Origin of the sequence: Arthrobacter cheniae, from assembly GCF_003602275.1 — a bacterium.
GTDB lineage: Bacteria > Actinomycetota > Actinomycetes > Actinomycetales > Micrococcaceae > Arthrobacter_D > Arthrobacter_D cheniae.
Genome location: NZ_QZVT01000002.1, coordinates 147,015 through 162,962, shown reverse-complemented (window position 1 = coordinate 162,962; position 15,948 = coordinate 147,015). Strand labels below are relative to the sequence as shown.

16 protein-coding genes and 4 tRNA genes are annotated in these 15,948 nt (G+C 68.6%); 6 read left to right on the top strand and 14 right to left on the bottom strand.

What is annotated here, in order from left to right:
* Positions 1-17: 17 nt before the first annotated feature.
* The 7 genes from D6T63_RS04015 to D6T63_RS03985 form a co-directional block, all read right to left on the bottom strand.
* Positions 18-1,391 (bottom strand): HRDC domain-containing protein, encoded by a 1,374-nt coding sequence (locus D6T63_RS04015; protein WP_120147746.1) that lies wholly within the window; start codon positions 1,389-1,391, stop codon positions 18-20.
* 63 nt (positions 1,392-1,454) lie between these two features.
* Complete coding sequence (locus D6T63_RS04010) at positions 1,455-2,090, bottom strand: DUF3000 domain-containing protein (protein ID WP_120147745.1); 636 nt, start codon at positions 2,088-2,090, stop codon at positions 1,455-1,457.
* A gap of 88 nt (positions 2,091-2,178) precedes the next feature.
* The gene (locus tag D6T63_RS04005; protein WP_120148038.1) at positions 2,179-3,243 is read right to left on the bottom strand and encodes a threonine aldolase family protein; all 1,065 of its coding nucleotides are present in this window, start codon (positions 3,241-3,243) and stop codon (positions 2,179-2,181) included.
* A 19-nt stretch (positions 3,244-3,262) separates the two neighbouring features.
* On the bottom strand, positions 3,263-3,970 hold the full coding sequence (locus D6T63_RS04000) for an SDR family NAD(P)-dependent oxidoreductase (RefSeq protein WP_120147744.1): 708 nt from the start codon (positions 3,968-3,970) through the stop codon (positions 3,263-3,265).
* Positions 3,967-5,382, bottom strand: a complete 1,416-nt coding sequence (locus D6T63_RS03995; protein WP_220725874.1) for a DUF6421 family protein — start codon at positions 5,380-5,382, stop codon at positions 3,967-3,969. The genes D6T63_RS04000 and D6T63_RS03995 overlap by 4 nt, the downstream gene beginning before the upstream one ends.
* Before the next feature lie 212 nt (positions 5,383-5,594).
* Entirely contained in the window at positions 5,595-6,020 is a 426-nt protein-coding gene (msrB, locus tag D6T63_RS03990; RefSeq protein ID WP_120147743.1) for a peptide-methionine (R)-S-oxide reductase MsrB, read from the bottom strand.
* A gap of 14 nt (positions 6,021-6,034) precedes the next feature.
* The gene (locus tag D6T63_RS03985) at positions 6,035-6,520 is read right to left on the bottom strand and encodes a hypothetical protein (RefSeq protein WP_120147742.1); all 486 of its coding nucleotides are present in this window, start codon (positions 6,518-6,520) and stop codon (positions 6,035-6,037) included.
* Between the two features lie 100 nt (positions 6,521-6,620).
* Between D6T63_RS03985 and D6T63_RS03980 the strand changes: the two genes are divergently transcribed.
* The gene (locus D6T63_RS03980; RefSeq protein ID WP_120147741.1) at positions 6,621-7,895 is read left to right on the top strand and encodes an alpha/beta hydrolase family protein; all 1,275 of its coding nucleotides are present in this window, start codon (positions 6,621-6,623) and stop codon (positions 7,893-7,895) included.
* Positions 7,896-7,904: 9 nt separating this feature from the next.
* Here the strand turns inward: D6T63_RS03980 and D6T63_RS03975 are convergent, their stop codons facing one another.
* Both D6T63_RS03975 and D6T63_RS03970 read right to left on the bottom strand, forming a co-directional pair.
* Positions 7,905-8,345: a SufE family protein gene (locus D6T63_RS03975; protein ID WP_120147740.1), complete on the bottom strand. Its 441-nt coding sequence runs from the start codon at positions 8,343-8,345 to the stop codon at positions 7,905-7,907.
* The gene (locus D6T63_RS03970) at positions 8,342-9,268 is read right to left on the bottom strand and encodes a sulfurtransferase (protein WP_120148036.1); all 927 of its coding nucleotides are present in this window, start codon (positions 9,266-9,268) and stop codon (positions 8,342-8,344) included. The genes D6T63_RS03975 and D6T63_RS03970 overlap by 4 nt, the downstream gene beginning before the upstream one ends.
* A 292-nt stretch (positions 9,269-9,560) precedes the next feature.
* Here D6T63_RS03970 and zapE point away from each other — a divergent pair, with 292 nt between their 5' ends.
* Positions 9,561-10,592, top strand: coding sequence for a cell division protein ZapE (zapE, locus tag D6T63_RS03965; RefSeq protein WP_120148035.1), 1,032 nt, complete (start codon positions 9,561-9,563; stop codon positions 10,590-10,592).
* Between the two features lie 77 nt (positions 10,593-10,669).
* Here the strand turns inward: zapE and D6T63_RS03960 are convergent, their stop codons facing one another.
* The 5 genes from D6T63_RS03960 to D6T63_RS03940 form a co-directional block, all read right to left on the bottom strand.
* Positions 10,670-10,921: an antitoxin gene (locus tag D6T63_RS03960; RefSeq protein WP_235830543.1), complete on the bottom strand. Its 252-nt coding sequence runs from the start codon at positions 10,919-10,921 to the stop codon at positions 10,670-10,672.
* A gap of 164 nt (positions 10,922-11,085) precedes the next feature.
* A tRNA-Gly gene (locus D6T63_RS03955) sits at positions 11,086-11,159 on the bottom strand.
* Positions 11,160-11,188: 29 nt separating this feature from the next.
* Positions 11,189-11,260: transfer RNA gene (locus D6T63_RS03950), tRNA-Val, on the bottom strand.
* A gap of 27 nt (positions 11,261-11,287) precedes the next feature.
* Positions 11,288-11,358 (bottom strand) — tRNA-Cys (locus D6T63_RS03945).
* 52 nt (positions 11,359-11,410) lie between these two features.
* Positions 11,411-11,484 (bottom strand) — tRNA-Gly (locus D6T63_RS03940).
* A gap of 202 nt (positions 11,485-11,686) precedes the next feature.
* Here D6T63_RS03940 and D6T63_RS03935 point away from each other — a divergent pair.
* The 4 genes from D6T63_RS03935 to D6T63_RS03920 all read left to right on the top strand — a co-directional run bounded on the left by D6T63_RS03935 (position 11,687) and on the right by D6T63_RS03920 (position 15,919).
* On the top strand, positions 11,687-12,607 hold the full coding sequence (locus D6T63_RS03935; protein WP_235830542.1) for a cytochrome: 921 nt from the start codon (positions 11,687-11,689) through the stop codon (positions 12,605-12,607).
* A 134-nt stretch (positions 12,608-12,741) separates the two neighbouring features.
* Positions 12,742-13,347, top strand: coding sequence for a peptide deformylase (gene def, locus D6T63_RS03930; protein ID WP_120147738.1), 606 nt, complete (start codon positions 12,742-12,744; stop codon positions 13,345-13,347).
* Positions 13,347-14,330: a methionyl-tRNA formyltransferase gene (locus D6T63_RS03925; protein WP_120147737.1), complete on the top strand. Its 984-nt coding sequence runs from the start codon at positions 13,347-13,349 to the stop codon at positions 14,328-14,330. Before def ends, D6T63_RS03925 begins: the two co-directional genes overlap by 1 nt.
* Positions 14,327-15,919 carry an RsmB/NOP family class I SAM-dependent RNA methyltransferase gene (locus D6T63_RS03920; RefSeq protein WP_120147736.1) on the top strand — a complete coding sequence of 531 codons (1,593 nt, stop codon included), beginning with the start codon at positions 14,327-14,329 and terminating at the stop codon, positions 15,917-15,919. Before D6T63_RS03925 ends, D6T63_RS03920 begins: the two co-directional genes overlap by 4 nt.
* Positions 15,920-15,948 lie beyond the last annotated feature (29 nt).

Sequence of the window (15,948 nt, the reverse complement as noted above, 5' to 3'; positions counted from 1 at the left end):
CAGGAGGGTCCTCGGGATCAGTCGGTGGTCGTCACCCGGATGGACGGTGGGACCGGCTGCGCCGCGGCGTGCTGGTCCGCCTGCGCTTCGGTCTGCCGGTCGGCCTGCTGGCCCCTGGCCGGCAGGGGATCAGGATCGAGGAAGGCTACCGTGATGATCGCCGCGACCTGCTCGACCTGCCAAGGCCGGGCGCCCAGTTCGATCAGGGCTGCCGACACGGATTCCAGGGAGAGCACTGCCGGCGGGCGCCAGGCGATACGCCGCAAATAGTCCGGCGTCAGCAGGTTCTCCAGCGGCATCCCGAGCGCATCCGCGCGGGCGGCCACGCGCGGGCGCGCCGTCTGCAGGCGAGCAGCGGCCTCCGGGTCCTTCTCGGGCCAGATCCGCGGCGGCGGAGGGGCGTTCGTGGAGATGTGCAGCGGGGGGAGGTCGGTGAGCTTCCGCGCATCGCTGATGCACTTCAGCCAGCGTGGTGCCTCCTTCTGGGCTGCACGCCCATGGAAGCCCTTGGTACCCAGGAGCTGAGGCACCGTAGCAGGCATCGCCTTGGCGGCCGCGATGATCGCCGAATCCGGGATGAGGCGGCCTGGCGCGACATCCCGGCGCTGCGCGAGGTCCTCACGCTCGAGCCACATCTGCCGTACGGCGGCGAGCTGCCGACGGTCGCGCAACTGGTGCAGCCCCGAGGTGCGGCGCCACGGATCCACGCGCGGTTCAGCCGGTGGGGTCTGCCGGATGTGTTCGAACTCCTCCTCGGCGATGGCGAGCTTACCGTCACGTTCGAGGAGATCGACGAGCTTGGCGCGCAGCTCGGATAGGACCTCGACGTCGAGCGCGGCATAGCGGAGCCACGGCTCGGGCAGCGGGCGCTTGGACCAGTCCGCGGCCGAGTGCTCCTTGGCGAGGCTGAAGCCGAGCTGGGATTCGATCACGGCGGCGAGCCCGACGCGGGGAAGGCCGGCGAGGCGGGCCGCGAGCTCGGTGTCGAAGAGCCGGTCGGGCCACATCGCGAGTTCCGAGAGGCAGGGGAGGTCCTGGCTGGCGGCATGCAGGATCCATTCGACGCCGTCGAGCGCGTCGTCGATGATGCGGAGGTCGTCGAAGGGCTCGGGGTCGATGAGCCACGTTCCCGCGCCTTCCCGACGGATCTGCACCAGGAAGGCACGCTGCCCGTAACGGAACCCGGATGCCCTCTCGGCGTCGACCCCCGCCGGTCCCGTTCCCGCCGCGAGTGCCGCTGCAGCCCGCTCGAGCCCTGCCTGGGTGTCGATCACGAGGGGGACGCCGCCGCGCGGCTCGGTCAGGAGGGGGAGTGGGATGGAGGCATCGGTATCGACGGTCTGATCGGACGCTTCGGCGCTGTCCGTCTGTTCGGAGGTGTGGGAACTCATGGTGATTTCAGTCTATCCCCGCAGCGGGCCGTGTCCTGAAGGGATCCATAGCTCCAGGGACGCTCAGGACCTGCGGTGTGGCAGGTGCGCGACGCCCTCGGGCAGGGGAGGCAGCCCGGCGAATGTACAGACCATCTCGGACCACGCCTCGAGGTGGCGCCGCACGTCGGAGGTCGTCGGCGTCCAGGAAGCCCTCAACTCGATGTCGATGGTGTCGGGGCGGTCCTCGAGGGTGCCGTAGCTCTCGGACAGGATCCGCGTGGCCGTGCCGCCCGTACTGTGATGGCGGGCGCCGTGATTCTCGAGCGCTTCCACGAGCCACGTCCACGCGACGGAGCCGAGCAGGGCGTCATTGCCCATGTCGGGTTCGAGTTGCGCGCGGATGTATGTGACGATGCGGAAGCATCCGTTCCAAACCTCGGATCCCTCGGGATCGTAGAGGAGGATGAAGCGGCCGGTGGCCAGTTCCTCGGGCTGGGGCGGAAGGACGAGGGCTCGCGCAGGCCCGTGGAGGGGCGGTGGCGTGACCGGGGTCGATGCGAAGATCTCCGCTCCGAGCGCAACTGCGAAGGGGGCGAGACGGGAGGGAGCAGGTATTTCCTCGAGCCTGATCTCACTGCGTCGGGCTGCCTTCCGGAGACCGGAGAGGGCGTCGAGGAATTCTCCAGGGAGCTGGGATATGCCGCCTAATGCACTCACACCCGCAGGCTATGCCCTGCAGGGGTGGGTTCGGCGGCGGCGCGCCGTGGCCCGAGGGGCTGGAAGCCCTCCGGTCGACGGGCTGGAGTCAGGACGAGACCTCGCGGCTGATCGCGTCGATGAAGGCATCGACGTCCTCCTCGGTGGTGTCGAAGGAGCACATCCACCGGACCTCGCCCGTGGCCTGGTCCCAGTCGTAGAAGCGGAAGCTCTCCCGAATGCGGTCCGCCGCGCCCGGAGGCAGGAGGGCGAAGACAGCGTTGGCCGTCGTCTCCTGGGTCAGCGTCACGCCCTGGATACCGCGGACGCCCTCGGTGAGCCTGGCCGCCATGGCGTTCGCGTGCGACGCCGAGCGGAGCCAGAGGTCGCCCTCCAGCAGTGCGATCAGCTGTGCCGAGACGAAGCGCATCTTCGAGGCGAGCTGCATGTTGAGCTTCCGGAGGTACTCGAGCCCAGTGGATGCCTCCTGGTCGAGGACCACGATGCACTCGCCGAACATCAGCCCGTTCTTGGTGCCGCCGAAGGACAGGATGTCCACGCCGGCGTCCCGGGTGAAGGCCCGCAACGGTTGTCCCAGGGCTGCGGCGGCGTTGGCGAGGCGGGCGCCGTCCATGTGGACGCGCATGCCGCGGGCGTGGCAGTGGTCCGCGATGGCCTTGATCTCGGCGACGGAGTACAGCGTGCCGAGCTCTGTCGTCTGGGTGATCGAGACGGCCAGGGGCTGTGCGCGGTGCTGGTCGCCCCAGCCCCAGGCCTCCTGGTCGATCAGTTCGGGGGTGAGCTTGCCGTCCGGCGTGGGCACGGTCAGCAGCTTGATCCCGCCGACGCGCTCGGGTGCGGCGTTCTCGTCGACGTTGATGTGCGCGGTCCGCGGGCAGATGACGGCGCCCCATCGCGGCAGGATCGACTGCAGGGACAGGACGTTCGCGCCGGTGCCGTTGAACACGGGGTAGATCGAGATGCCCTCACCGAAGTGGTGCTCCATCACCTCCTGCAGCCGCGCGGTGTACTGGTCCTCGCCGTAGGCGACCTGGTGTCCCTCGTTGGCGGCTGCGAGCGCCGTGAGCACTTCGGGATGCACGCCGGAGTAGTTGTCGGAGGCGAAGCTGCGCTGGGTGCGGTCGTGGAGGGAGGCGTCTGCGGCGGGGATCATCGTGTCGGTCACGTTCCCATTATCCCCGAACGGCATCGATGCGGGCTCCGTTGATCTCCGGAGCCGGCCTCCCCGGCAGGGACGCGAGGATGCGTGCCAGCTCGTCGACGTGCGTGAAACCCGGGAAGGTCCGTTCGGGCTGCTGTGCGCGCATGGCGTCGTCCACCAGGGCTTTCACCACGACGGCGGTGGCCGCGGCCGAGGTGCCGTCCTTCGCGAAGCCGTCGGCCACGGCCTGCAGCCATGCATCGACGGACGCCTTCACCGCTGCGTAGGAGGCGTTGCCCGCTGTCGGGGCAGCGACCGCCGTCGCCGATACTGCTGCAAGCCTGCCGTCCCGTGCGGCGAGCTGGTCGTAGAACGCCCGACTCGTGTTGAACAGTGTGAGGAAGACCGAGCGGTGCAGGGCGTCGTAGTCCGACGTCGTCTGCGTCGTGATGCCCCTGCCGCCCCTCCAGCCGCCGACCAGGTGGAAGAGCGCGTGTGCGCCTCCATGGTCTGCACGTACCCGTTCGGCAAGGGCGGTGACGGCGCTCTCGTCGGTGAGGTCACACACCTGGCGGTCGACGCCGTCGAGGACCCCGAAGGCGGCGTCTAGCCTCCCGGCGTCGGAGCCGACGGCGACCACGCCGTACCCGGCTTCGACCAGGAGCCGGGTGAGGGCGACGCCGGACGCGCTCGTGGCACCCGCGACGACGGCAGTCCGGGCGGCCTCGGCAGCACTCATGCCAGGTCCGCCGTGATGCCGGCCGTGGACTCGATCACGGGCTTCATCTTGCGGTCCAGCGCCTCGAAGAACATCGAGAGGGGGAATTCGTCGTCGAGCACGGCGTCCGTGAGGCCGCGCGGCGGGCCCATGAGCTCGAGCGCGTCAGGGCCTTTGGCCCAGAGGGAGGCGGGGTGCGGCGTCACCGTGGCGGAGACGAGCTCATAGGCGGCGAGCCAGTGGGCGATCTTCGGGCGGTCGATCGAGCGCCAGTACAGCTCTTCGATCTGCTCGCCGAGGGCGACGACGACGGCGGCCGCGTCGTCCCAGTCGATCGTCAGCTTGGTGTCGGTCCAGTGCAGGACGCGGTGCTGGTGCATCCAGGCGAAGAGGAGCTGTCCTCCCAGGCCGTCATAGTTGCGAACCCGGCTCCCGGTGATGCTGAAGCGGAAGATGCGGTCGAAGATGACGGCGTACTGGACGAGCTTCGCGTGCTTCCTCGCCTCGGGCGATGCGTCGTCGTCCTTCTCGATGCGCACCGATTCACGGAACGCCGTGAGATCGCACCGCAGTTCCTCGAGCGAGTAGAGGAAGAACGGCATGCGCTGCTTGATCATGAAGGGATCGAAGGGGAGGTCACCGCGCATATGGGTGCGGTCATGGATGAGGTCCCACATCACGAAGGTCTCTTCGGCCAGCGTCTGGTCGTCGAGCAGGTCGAGGGCGTCCCGGGGCAGGTCGAGGCGCGTGATGTCCGCAGCCGCCCTGACGACGCGGCGGAAGCGGGCTGCCTCACGATCCGCGAAGATGGCACCCCAGGTGAAGGTCGGCGTCGAGCTGACGGCGACGGTCTCCGGGAAGAGCACGGCGGAGTTGGTGTCGTAACCCTCGGTGAAGTCGAGGAAGCGGATCGGCACGAACAGGGCGTTCGAGTACGCGCCTGCCTCGAGCTCGGCGATGAACTCGGGCCAGAGGACCTCGATCAGCACCGCCTCGACGAGACGGCTGGTGCTGCCGTTCTGCGTGTACATGGGGAAGACGACGAGGTGCTGGAGCCCGTCGACACGGTCGAGCTGCGGCTGGAAGGCCAGGAGCGGCTCGAGGAAGTCCGGGACGGCGAAGCCGCCGGCGCGCCATGCCTCGAATGCGGCCACGGTTCGCGCGAGGTACTCGGCGTCGTGCGGGAACAGGGGTGCGAGGTCCTGCACCGCCGCGGTGATGGTGGTCGTGTGCGCGCTTGCGGCGGCATGGTGATCAGGATCGGGGATGGAGCCGTCCTTCACCTGTAGCAGGCGCAATTCCCGGGCGGCAGCCTTGAGCGCCAGCCAGGAGCTGTGCTCCTGTGGCCTGGTGTGCCCCGAAGTGTCGCGGGCTGTTGTGGTGTCGGTGAGTGTGGTGGAAGTGGGCTTGGTGGAGGCGGGGGCGAGGGTCATGGCTCCTGCTTTCTCGGGTCGGGGTGTAGGTCCGTTGCCGGAAGCGTAGCAACACAGTCAGCGTTACTTACACTCAAAACCCTTGAGAGTAAGGAAGTCTTATGGTGCTGAGCTCACGATCCCCGCTAGGACCAGACGGCCTTGCTACAGGGGACATGGTGAAGGCCGGCCCGGGGGCCGGCCTTCGGAGTCCTGGGAGTGAGATGCACCGCTCAGCCGGCGGGGACCAGCTTCATGGAAATCGAGTTGATGCAGAACCTCTGGTCCACGGGAGTGTCGAAGCCCTCACCCTTGAACAGGTGTCCGAGGTGGGAGTCGCACCGTGCGCAGCGGACTTCGATGCGCTCCATGCCCAGCGAGCGGTCGTACAGGTAACGGACCTTGTCCTCGGCCAGCGGCGCCCAGAAGGAGGGCCATCCGCAGTGGGAGTCGAACTTCTCGTTACTCGTGAAGAGCTCGGCTCCGCAGGCCCGGCACTCGTAGGTGCCTGCGGTCTTGGAGTCGTAGTACTCACCCGTGTAGGGGCGCTCGGTGCCGGCCTTGCGCAGCACCTGGTATTCCTGGGGTGTCAGTTCCTGGCGCCACTCGTCGTCGGACTTGTCGATGTCAGGCGTGTAGGCCTCGCGTTCAGTCGTCATACCCGGTCCAACGCCTACGAGTCGCCAATAAATCCCGAGCCGGAGTACAGGTGCAGTACGGCGATCCCGAGTTTGTCCTGCGCCCTGTTAGCCCAGTCCGTGTGGAAGGTATCGGCCATCGCGTGCGGACGCGTGATGACCACGGCCTGCGCGGCGCCGCTGTCGGTCGCCTCCTGCACGAGGGCGTCGACCGGGTTGCCCGTCGTCGTCCGTCCGCGCGCGGCGAACCCCTCACGAGTGAGCAGCTGCAGCGATTCCTCGACGGCGGTACGCGCGGTGATCTCGTCATGGCGGCGGTCGTCCGCGGAGAAGGTCCGGAAGGCCTCACCCACCTCGAGAAGACTCAGGTGGCGGAAGAACTCCCCGAGGACGGACTCGTTCCGGTCCTCGGGAATCAGCACCACCACCTCCGCCGGCTCGTCGCCCTGCAGGGTCTGGAGGTTGAGGAGATCGGCGTGTGTCAGGGCTTCCTCGGTCAGCACGAGGATCGTTTGGCTCATGGCGCCACTGTACTGCGGGAGTCCCGCACTCGGAGCCCCGGGACGGAGCCGAGCGGCGGGGCTTGGCCGCACGGGGCGGAAGCAGGGTAGAAATGAAGCTATGGCATCGACGAGGTCAACGGCCGCAGCGCAGCGGGTCCCCACTCCCTGGCTCAAGTGGACGGCACTGGGAATAGGGGCAGGAGCAGCTGTCGCCTCCTCGGCCGCAGGGGCGGTGTCCGGGCTCGCCGTCTACTTCGCGCGGCAGATCGTGACGCCCTCCCGCGGTCGGGACGAGAACCTCGACATCCTCGCGGTCGTCGGATCCGCTGGCAGCCGGACCGTCATCCTGCCGGCCAATGAGGACACGGTCATCGAGGGGAAGTACAGCCTCCACTTCGACCAGGGAACGGGACATGCCCGCATCGGGGCCATCCGTTCGTACGTCCCCCGCGAGGGCACCGTGGAGCGCGAGGTCGAGAGCGTCTATTCGGGTGATCTCGCTGCGGCGACGCGGGGCTGGTGGGGTGGTGCGGTCTACCCGGCGCCCTCTGCCATGGGGTTTGCGGACGAGGAGGTCCTCATCCCCGTGGAGGGTGGATCCGCTCCGGCCTGGCTCGTCCGGGCGGAAGCCCCCGCGACCACATGGGCGGTGATGGTGCACGGCCGCGGAGCATCACGTGCCGAGGCGCTGCGTGCCCTGCGACCGGCGCGTCGCCTCGGGATGACGAGTCTCGTCCTGTCCTACCGGAACGACGGCGAGGCACCGTCGGCCCCGGACGGCCGATACGGGCTCGGCATGACGGAGTGGCACGACGTCGACGCGGCGATCGACTACGCCGTCTCCCACGGGGCGCGCGACGTCGTCCTCTTCGGGTGGTCCATGGGGGGTGCGATCGTGCTGCAGACCGCCGATCTCTCGCGCCACCGCCGGCGTATCTGCGCGCTCGTCCTCGACGGTCCCGTCATCAACTGGATCGAGGTGCTCGCGCACCACGCCGAGCTCAACCGGATCCCGGCGCCGGTGGGACGCCTGGGTCAGTACCTCCTGGCGAGCCAGCGTGCGCGACGGATCACGGGGCTGGCCGCGCCCCTCGACCTCAAGAGCATGGACTGGATCGCCCGGGCGGAGCAGCTCACGCTGCCGACCCTCCTCCTGCACAGCGAGGACGACGAATTCGTCCCGATCGGGCCCTCCGCGGAACTCGCTGCGAAGAACCCGGCCTTCGTGACCCTGGAGCGGTTCCAGCGCGCACGTCATACGAAGGAGTGGAACCTCGACCCGGAGCGGTGGGAGTCCGTCGTCGAACGCTGGCTCGACGCAAACGTGTTCGGGCGCACCCTTCCCGGCGGGAGGTCGCACGCGGCCGGCGTCGCCGAACCCCCGGGTCAGTAGACGCCGGGACTACTGCGCTTCCCTGATCTTCCGTTTGATGCGGCCCAGCATCGCGCTCATGCCGCGCATGCGCAGGGGAGTGATGGCACGCGTGAGACCGAGACGGTCCGGCACGTCGTCGGGAATCGCGAGCACCTCGGCCGCCGGCAGCCCGTCCAGCCCCTCGAGCAGCACCCCTGCGAAGCCGCGGGTCGTCGGGGCCTCCGGCGGTGCCGAGAAGAAGAGGTGCACGGGCCGCTCCGGTGTGTCCCCGATCTCCATGGTCAGGAAGAGCGGGGTCTGGCACTCCACGACCTGCTCGAGCAGTTCGGGGTGTTCGCTGTAGCGCTCGGGCAGACCCGGGAGGCCGCGGGAGAAGTCGAGCAGGAGCTGCAGCCGATCCGGCTCGGTGAGGTCCTGGAAGTCGTCGATGATCTCGGCGAGTTTCGCGGGGACGGCCTCAGTGGTCATCGCGTTGCCTGCGCCGATCGCGCTGCGGACGCGGGAACCTCGCCCGGCTCGGTGCCCTTGACGATCGGAACGCGGACGGCGTTGCCCCACTCGGTCCAGGAGCCGTCGTAGTTACGGACGTTCCGGAATCCGAGGAGGTGCGTGAGGACGAACCACGTGTGGCTCGACCGCTCGCCGATCCGGCAGTAGGCCACGACGTCGTCGCCGTCCTGCAGGCCCGCCTCGTCACGGTAGATCGCGTCCAGTTCCGCGCGGGTACGGAAGGTGCCGTCCTCGGCGGCGGCACGCGCCCAGGGGACGGACGCCGCCGTGGGGATGTGGCCGCCGCGCAGGGCGCCCTCCTCCGGGTAGGCGGGCATGGTGGTCCGGGCGCCGGTGTACTCGTCACCGGAGCGGACGTCGATCAGAGGCTTGCCGAGATGCTCCATGACGTCGCCCAGGAAGGCGCGGATCGAAGCGTCGTCGCGCTCGACGACGGGGTACTCGGCCGTGGCGACGTCGGGCCGGTCCGTGGTCATGTCCCGACCCTCGGCGACCCACTTGTCCCGGCCGCCGTCGAGCAGGCGGATGTCCTCGTGACCGAAGAGCGTGAAGACCCACAGGGCGTAGGCGGCCCACCAATTGCTCTTGTCCCCGTAGATGACCACGGTGGAGTCGCGCGAGATGCCCTTGGCCGCCATGAGGCGGGCGAAGCCTTCGCCGTCGATGTAGTCGCGCGTCACTTCGTCGTTCAGCTCTGTGTGCCAGTCGATCTTGACGGCGCCGGCGATGTGCCCGGTCTCGTACAGCAGGACGTCCTCGTCGGATTCGACGACGACGAGCCCGTCTGTTCCGAGGTTGGCGGCAAGCCAGTCGGTGGAGACGAGGCGCTCCGGGTGGGCGTACTCGGCGAACTTGTCCTGTGTATCTGATGCCAGGGTCATTGTGGCCTTTCGCATAGCTGTCTGCACGGTGCGGGTCTTCCACTAGCCTAACCACGGGCCGTGGCAATTGCTTCCGGGTGCTCCGGCGGGAGCCGGGTAACCGGGCGGGCTCCGTGGAACGGTGAGGGCGCCTCCATGCCCTGCGGTCAAGGCCCGGCAATCCCGTGCTGCCCGGGTATTGGACGGACGGGCTTGCCGTAGGCTTGCGTAGCGGAAGCGGCGCGTGCGCTACGCCGTCGTGGCCCACGCACACCGTGACGAACCCCTGCCGGAGAGAAAGCGGTCCACACCCGTGCCAGTCATCGAACACCTGACACAGCGTTCACCGAAGGTTTCCGTCGATGAACTGCTCGGCGGGTTCTACCCGTCCCCGCGGTTCGGCGAGGTGTCCTTCGACAGCTATCGTCCGGATCCCCAGCAGCCGTCACAAACGGCCGCCGTCACCAAACTGCGGGAGTTCGCCACCGCCGTCAACGAGCCGGAGCCCTCGGGCTTCCGGAAGCTCTTCGGCGGCAGGAAGCCTGCCTCCCGGGCGGGCATCTATCTCGACGGCGGTTTCGGCGTCGGCAAGACGCACCTCCTGGCCTCGCTCTGGCACGCCTCCTCCGGCAGCAAGTCCTTCGGCACCTTCGTCGAATACACGAACCTCGTGGGAGCGCTGACCTTCCGGAAGACCGTGGAGGCACTGAGCGGCTACAGCCTCGTCTGCATCGACGAGTTCGAGCTCGACGACCCCGGCGACACGGTCCTCATGTCCCGCCTCATGCGGGAACTGGCCGACGCCGGCGTCAAACTGGCCGCGACGTCGAATACCCTGCCGGGATCGCTCGGCGACGGACGATTCGCCGCCCAGGACTTCCAGCGGGAGATCCAGGTCCTCGCGGACCAGTTCGAGGTGGCCAGGATCGACGGAGACGACTATCGTCACCGTGGCCTCCCACAGGCTCCGGAGGCTATCGATGACGCCGCCCTGCGGGACCGCATCGACTCCTTCTCAGCGGGCGTCCTCGCGGAGGACGACTTCTCCGACCTGCTGCGGCACCTGGCCGACGTGCATCCCAGCCGCTATCGGCAGCTCCTGGACGGCGTCGACGCCGTGGCCTGGCACAACGTGGAGACAATCACCGAGCAGTCCGTGGCGCTGCGGTTCGTCGTCCTCGCCGACCGACTGTACGACCGCGACGTGCCCATCATGGCCAGCGGCACCACGTTCGACAATCTCTTCACGCCGGAGATGATGGGTGGCGGCTACATGAAGAAGTACTACCGTGCCGTCTCCCGCCTGACCGCCCTCGCGCGCCAGGGCAGTGACGTGGCGAGCTAGGTCCTAGGGGCCGACATGCAAGAAGCGCCGGTGCCGCCTCTCGGCGGGACCGGCGCTTCCTTATTGCCGGGCTGGAATCACACGGCCGGCGGGAGGGTAGGGCCGACGTCGCCCTTGCCGTCCTTCTTGTCGATGTTGTCGACCATCCGCGAAGCCTTTGATTGCACTCCGTCGATGTGGTGCGAGTACTTGCCATGGGTCCTGCTGTCGATGAATCCGCCAGCCTTACCGATGCCGTTCTTCACCTTGTCGGAATTATCGCCAATGAGTTCGGTCGCCTTACCCGCGAGGGTGCCGGCCTTGCCCTTGAGCCCATCCAATAAACCCACGGACACCTCCTTTCGGTCCTGGAGACGCAGTCCGTCTCCGCTGCAGCCAGTGTAGGACAGGAAGCTGGGCGCAACCCGGGATAATCGATACGTTCGCCCATGGCGGAGCATAAAAAATGCCCGGTCCTCGCCAGGACCGGGCAACGGCCGACAACCGGCCTGAGAGCGGACGACGGGATTCGAACCCGCGACATCCACCTTGGCAAGGTGGTGCTCTAGCCAGCTGAGCTACGTCCGCAAAAAAGCGCCCCCGAGGGGGCGCCGTCGTGGGCGATACTGGGATCGAACCAGTGACCTCTTCCGTGTCAGGGAAGCGCGCTACCGCTGCGCCAATCGCCCATTTCCATGGGTGCAAGTACCGTAACGAGGTGGGGACGGGATTCGAACCCGCGTGGACGGCTTTGCAGGCCGCTGCCTCGCCTCTCGGCCACCCCACCATGACCGAATCTCTCCGGTCACCGGACTGAGCCGGCCCTACAGTGTCTTGCGAGCGGACGACGGGATTCGAACCCGCGACATCCACCTTGGCAAGGTGGTGCTCTAGCCAGCTGAGCTACGTCCGCAGAAGGAGAACGACCTGAGATTCCCGCTCCATGCAGCGCATTTCACGGTGTTTCTTCATTTTCCAACGAGAAAAAACTCTATAGGACGTTTGGGGGTTCGTCCAATCGCCTCAAGCATGGATGCCGCCCGGGCCGGCACCTGCGTGCTTCCCGGCGGCGCCCACGGCACAAGGCTGTCAGAGGTAGCTGACAGACTGATTCCATGACCGCCCCGCTCCTTGCACACGCGACACCCCACGGCAGGATGTACGCCCGCTCCACCTCGGAGCAACCCTCCGTACCGTCGATCACCACCGTCATCTCGCAATTGCCGAGCTCCCTCGGCGGGTGGTTCGGCCACATGGCCGCGACCGCACTCTCGAAGGATCCGCGTCTGCCGGGTGCCCTGGGCAACCCCGCGGAGTTGCGAAGCACCGTGAGGGACGCGGCGTCGGCCGCCGAGCGGTATCGCGACGAGGCAGCCCAGCGCGGTACCCGGGTGCATCATTACTGTGAACAGGTGGCATTGCGGGCGCTGGGCCGTCCCGAGGACCTGGAGTCCGCCCGCCTGGCCCTCGAGGAGAACGGCGAGGCAGGCTTCGCACAGCGCTTCGACGAATGGTGGAACCTGTACGACGTCCGTCCCGTGGAACCCGAGCTGACCGTGTGGAACGCGGAACTCGGGTATGCCGGCACCCTGGACCTCGTAGCGACGATCGGCGGACGGACCTGCCTGATCGACTACAAGACGAAGAACACCGACCGCGACGGATTTGTGAAGGCCCTCGATGACAAGGTCGTCATGCAACTCGTGGCCGGCATGAAGGCCGAGGAATCCGTCGTCGACCCGCAGAAGGGTGAATGGCGACCGTGGGCGCACGGTGACCAGCCCCTCCTCCTGGGCGTGGCAGTCGGGCAGACCGAGGTGCGGGCTATGCGTGCCAATCCGGCGGTGCTCAGGAATCACTGGCTTCGATTCTGTGCACTGCGGCGAGCGTGGGAGGCCGGTCTGGAGGCAGAGGAGGCCGGCCGGGCATTGCTGCCCATCGGCCCGCCACCTTCGAGGGACGGACAGGATGGTACGGCGGGGTCCAGCGGGGCCACGGGGTCGGCCGGTCGTGCTGAACCGGCACTGCCCGCCTGAAGCACGACGGGGTTGGATCCGGCCCGCGGCACTAGGATTGACGGGAGTCTCGCGGTCGTTTCCGGCGCGCGGGTGGAATCCAAGCCCCTCCAGCGCACCGCGCCCCTGTGATCGAAACGAGGAACTGAGCACCGATGGCCGTCCTGAGTATTCGCATGATCGGAGATCCCATCCTCCGTACTCCGGCGGCCGAGGTCACCGAGTTCGGTCCCGAGCTGGCCCGTCTGATCGACGACATGACCGAGACGATGATCGACGTACAGGGCGCCGGTCTCGCGGCACCCCAGGTGGGAATCGGGCTCCAGGTCTTCACGTACCGGGTGGACGGTGACCAGGGACACGTGGTGAACCCCGTACTGGAGGTCGGCGGCGCGTCGCAGGGTGAGTCCGACGTCGAGGGTTGCCTGTCCGTGCCGGGACTCGGCAGCTTCGTCGACCGGACGGATTGGGCGCGCGTCACCGGCAGGAATCTCGCGGGCGAGGAGATCGTGGTCGAGGGGACGGGCATGCTGGCGCGAGCGCTGCAGCACGAGACCGATCACCTCAGGGGGACCCTCTACATCGATCGGCTCGAGGGGGAGGATCGCAAGAACGCGCTCAGGGCCATCAGGAGTGCGGACTACAACCGCGTGACGTCCCGCACCGCGGCCGAGCGCTCCCGCTCACTCGGGTCGAGCTTCATCGCCGGCGCCGCCCCGCCCGCCGGTCGCCGCAACGGCTCCCTGGGCAGGGCTCGCTGATGAGGATCCTCTTCGCGGGCACGCCCGAGGTCGCGGTGCCCTCGCTGCGTGCACTGGTGGAGGCAGGGTTCGACGTCGTCGCCGTGCTCACGCGCGTGGACGCGCCGCTCGGACGCAGGCGGGTGCTCACGCAGAGCCCGGTCGCAGCAGCAGCAGACGAGCTCGGGCTCCCGGTCCTCAAGGCCAACCGGTTCACTCCTGACCTCATCACCCGACTCGGCACACTCCGGCTGGATGCAGCGGCGATCGTCGCCTACGGCGGTATCGTGCCGCCGGCCGGGCTGGAGATACCGCGCCACGGATGGATCAATCTGCACTTCTCCGTCCTTCCGGCCTGGCGGGGCGCGGCTCCTGTCCAGCATGCCGTGCTCGCCGGGGACGACGTGATCGGCGCCTCCACCTTCCTTCTCGAGGAGGGGCTCGACACCGGGCCCGTCTTCGGCGTCATGACCGAGTCCCTGGATCCCTCCGCGACGAGCGGGGAAGTCCTCGAGCGGCTGTCCCACAGCGGTGCCGTGCTGCTCGTGCAGACCCTCTCCGGCATCGATGCCGGGCAGGTGACCGCCACTCCCCAGACGGGCGAGCCGAGCCTCGCACCCAAACTCACGATCGACGACGCCCGCATCGACTGGCTGCAGCCCGCAGGCGCCGTGCGGCGCCGCATCAACGCGGTCACCCCCGAGCCGGGAGCCTGGACGACCCTCGACGGGCAGCGCGTGAAGCTTGCACCCGTGGCCCTCCTGTCAGCTGACCTCGGCCTCGCCGAAACGACCGCGGACGGAGAGGTGGCGGAGGGGGTGAGCGACCTCCAGCGCGTGGTGCTGTCGCCCGGGACCGTCCGCGTGCAGGGGCGCGCCGTCCTCGTGGGGACGGGTACCGAGCCCGTAGAGCTCGGACAGCTCCAACCCGCAGGCAAGAAGATGATGGGTGCCCTCGATTGGGCACGAGGCGCGGCAGCGCGCGGAGAGCTGGTGTTCGAATGAGTGAGACCCCAGGAGCGGGCGACGTGTCCCGTGGACGCGGTACCCCGCGGCAGGGACAGGGGACTGGTTCAGGAACCCCGGACCGGTCAGCCGGGACAGGTGGAGGACAGGGCGGCGGCCGCCGTCGAAATGAGCAGGGCCGGGAGCGCAACCGGGGTGGTGAGCGTCAGTTCTCCCAGGCCTCACCGTCCCAGCGCACCCGTCGGGCCGATCCCGCCCGTCTCGTGGCGTTCGAGGTGCTGCGCGCCGTCGCGGCCGAGGACGCCTACGCGAACCTGGTCCTGCCGACGAGCATCCGGAAGCATCGGCTCGACCGTCGGGACGCCGGTTTCGCCACCGAGCTGACCTACGGCGCCCTCCGCGGCCAGGGGACCTACGATGCGGTGCTCGCCCGCTGCGTGGACAGGCCGCTCGACCAGCTGGACCCCGCAGTGCTCGATGCTCTGCGGATCGGCGTCCACCAGATCCTCGCGATGCGCGTGCCCGCCCACGCAGCACTCGACCAGACCGTCGGACTCGTCCGCGCAGTGATCGGCGCGGGACCGTCGTCGCTCGTCAACGCCGTCCTGCGGAAGGTGACCGCACGCGACCTCGGTGGCTGGATCAGCGAGATCACCGAGGGATTGACGGACGCGACGGCGATCGCAGCCCTGACGCACAGCCACCCCGAGTGGATCGTCCGGGCCCTGCGACAGGCGCTCGTCGCGCATGGGCGCGACGTTGCCGAGATCGACGCGCTCCTGGCCGCGGACAACGCAGCCCCAATGGTGCACCTCGTGGCACTGCCGGGACTGGCGACGCTTGACGACGCTCTGGCCGAAGGGGCCGAGCCGGGACGATTGGCGGAGGGCTCGGCGTACTACTCGGGCGGTGACGTCAGCCGCCTCCCCGGAATCTCGACCGGCACCGTCCGCGTGCAGGATTCGGGCTCCCAGCTGGTGGCTCGCGCTCTGGCCGCCGTCGATCTCGGGGAGCGCCGCGGGCAGGGACCCGAACAGTGGCTCGATCTGTGCGCCGGCCCGGGCGGGAAGACGGCGCTGCTCGCGGCGATCGGCCAGGACGCCGGCGTCCACCTCACCGCGATCGAGCCGGTGCCCCACCGTGCCCAGCTGGTACGCCAGGCACTGCGACCCCTGCCGGAGGATTCGTGGACCGTCCAGGTCGGCGACGGGCGCGCCGTCGGGCAGGACCAGCCGGACAGCTTCGACCGTGTGCTGGTCGACGCGCCATGCACGGGGCTGGGCGCTCTCCGGCGTCGCCCGGAATCGCGCTGGCGCAGGACCCCGACCGATCTCGTGTCCCTTGCGCCCCTCCAGCGGGAGCTGCTCGCCTCCGCCCTGGACGCTGTCGCGCCCGGCGGTGTCGTCGCCTACGTGACCTGCTCGCCGCACCACGCGGAGACGGATGCGGTCGTCGACGACTGCCTGCGCAGGCGCACCGGGTTCGAGCGGCTGGACGCGGGCTCCGCGCTCGATTCCGTCAGCATCGGGGGAGCGCTGGGAGCAGGCCATGGGACGACCGCCCAGCTCTGGCCGCACGTCCATGGCACCGATGCGATGTACCTCGCCCTCATCCGCAAGACGACCTGATCCTGACGCACGGAGCATCCGCCCTGGGG

Excerpts from the sequence above, each read along its gene's own strand:
- D6T63_RS04015 (WP_120147746.1), bottom strand. The coding sequence starts at position 1,391 with ATGAGTTCCCACACCTCCGAACAGACGGACAGCGCCGAAGCGTCCGAT.
- D6T63_RS04005 (WP_120148038.1), bottom strand. The coding sequence starts at position 3,243 with ATGATCCCCGCCGCAGACGCCTCCCTCCACGACCGCACCCAGCGCAGC.
- D6T63_RS04000 (WP_120147744.1), bottom strand. The coding sequence starts at position 3,970 with ATGAGTGCTGCCGAGGCCGCCCGGACTGCCGTCGTCGCGGGTGCCACG.
- D6T63_RS03995 (WP_220725874.1), bottom strand. The coding sequence starts at position 5,382 with ATGACCCTCGCCCCCGCCTCCACCAAGCCCACTTCCACCACACTCACC.
- msrB (WP_120147743.1), bottom strand. The coding sequence starts at position 6,020 with ATGACGACTGAACGCGAGGCCTACACGCCTGACATCGACAAGTCCGAC.
- D6T63_RS03985 (WP_120147742.1), bottom strand. The coding sequence starts at position 6,520 with ATGAGCCAAACGATCCTCGTGCTGACCGAGGAAGCCCTGACACACGCC.
- D6T63_RS03980 (WP_120147741.1), top strand. The coding sequence starts at position 6,621 with ATGGCATCGACGAGGTCAACGGCCGCAGCGCAGCGGGTCCCCACTCCC.
- D6T63_RS03975 (WP_120147740.1), bottom strand. The coding sequence starts at position 8,345 with ATGACCACTGAGGCCGTCCCCGCGAAACTCGCCGAGATCATCGACGAC.
- D6T63_RS03970 (WP_120148036.1), bottom strand. The coding sequence starts at position 9,268 with ATGACCCTGGCATCAGATACACAGGACAAGTTCGCCGAGTACGCCCAC.
- D6T63_RS03935 (WP_235830542.1), top strand. The coding sequence starts at position 11,687 with ATGACCGCCCCGCTCCTTGCACACGCGACACCCCACGGCAGGATGTAC.
- def (WP_120147738.1), top strand. The coding sequence starts at position 12,742 with ATGGCCGTCCTGAGTATTCGCATGATCGGAGATCCCATCCTCCGTACT.
- D6T63_RS03925 (WP_120147737.1), top strand. The coding sequence starts at position 13,347 with ATGAGGATCCTCTTCGCGGGCACGCCCGAGGTCGCGGTGCCCTCGCTG.
- D6T63_RS03920 (WP_120147736.1), top strand. The coding sequence starts at position 14,327 with ATGAGTGAGACCCCAGGAGCGGGCGACGTGTCCCGTGGACGCGGTACC.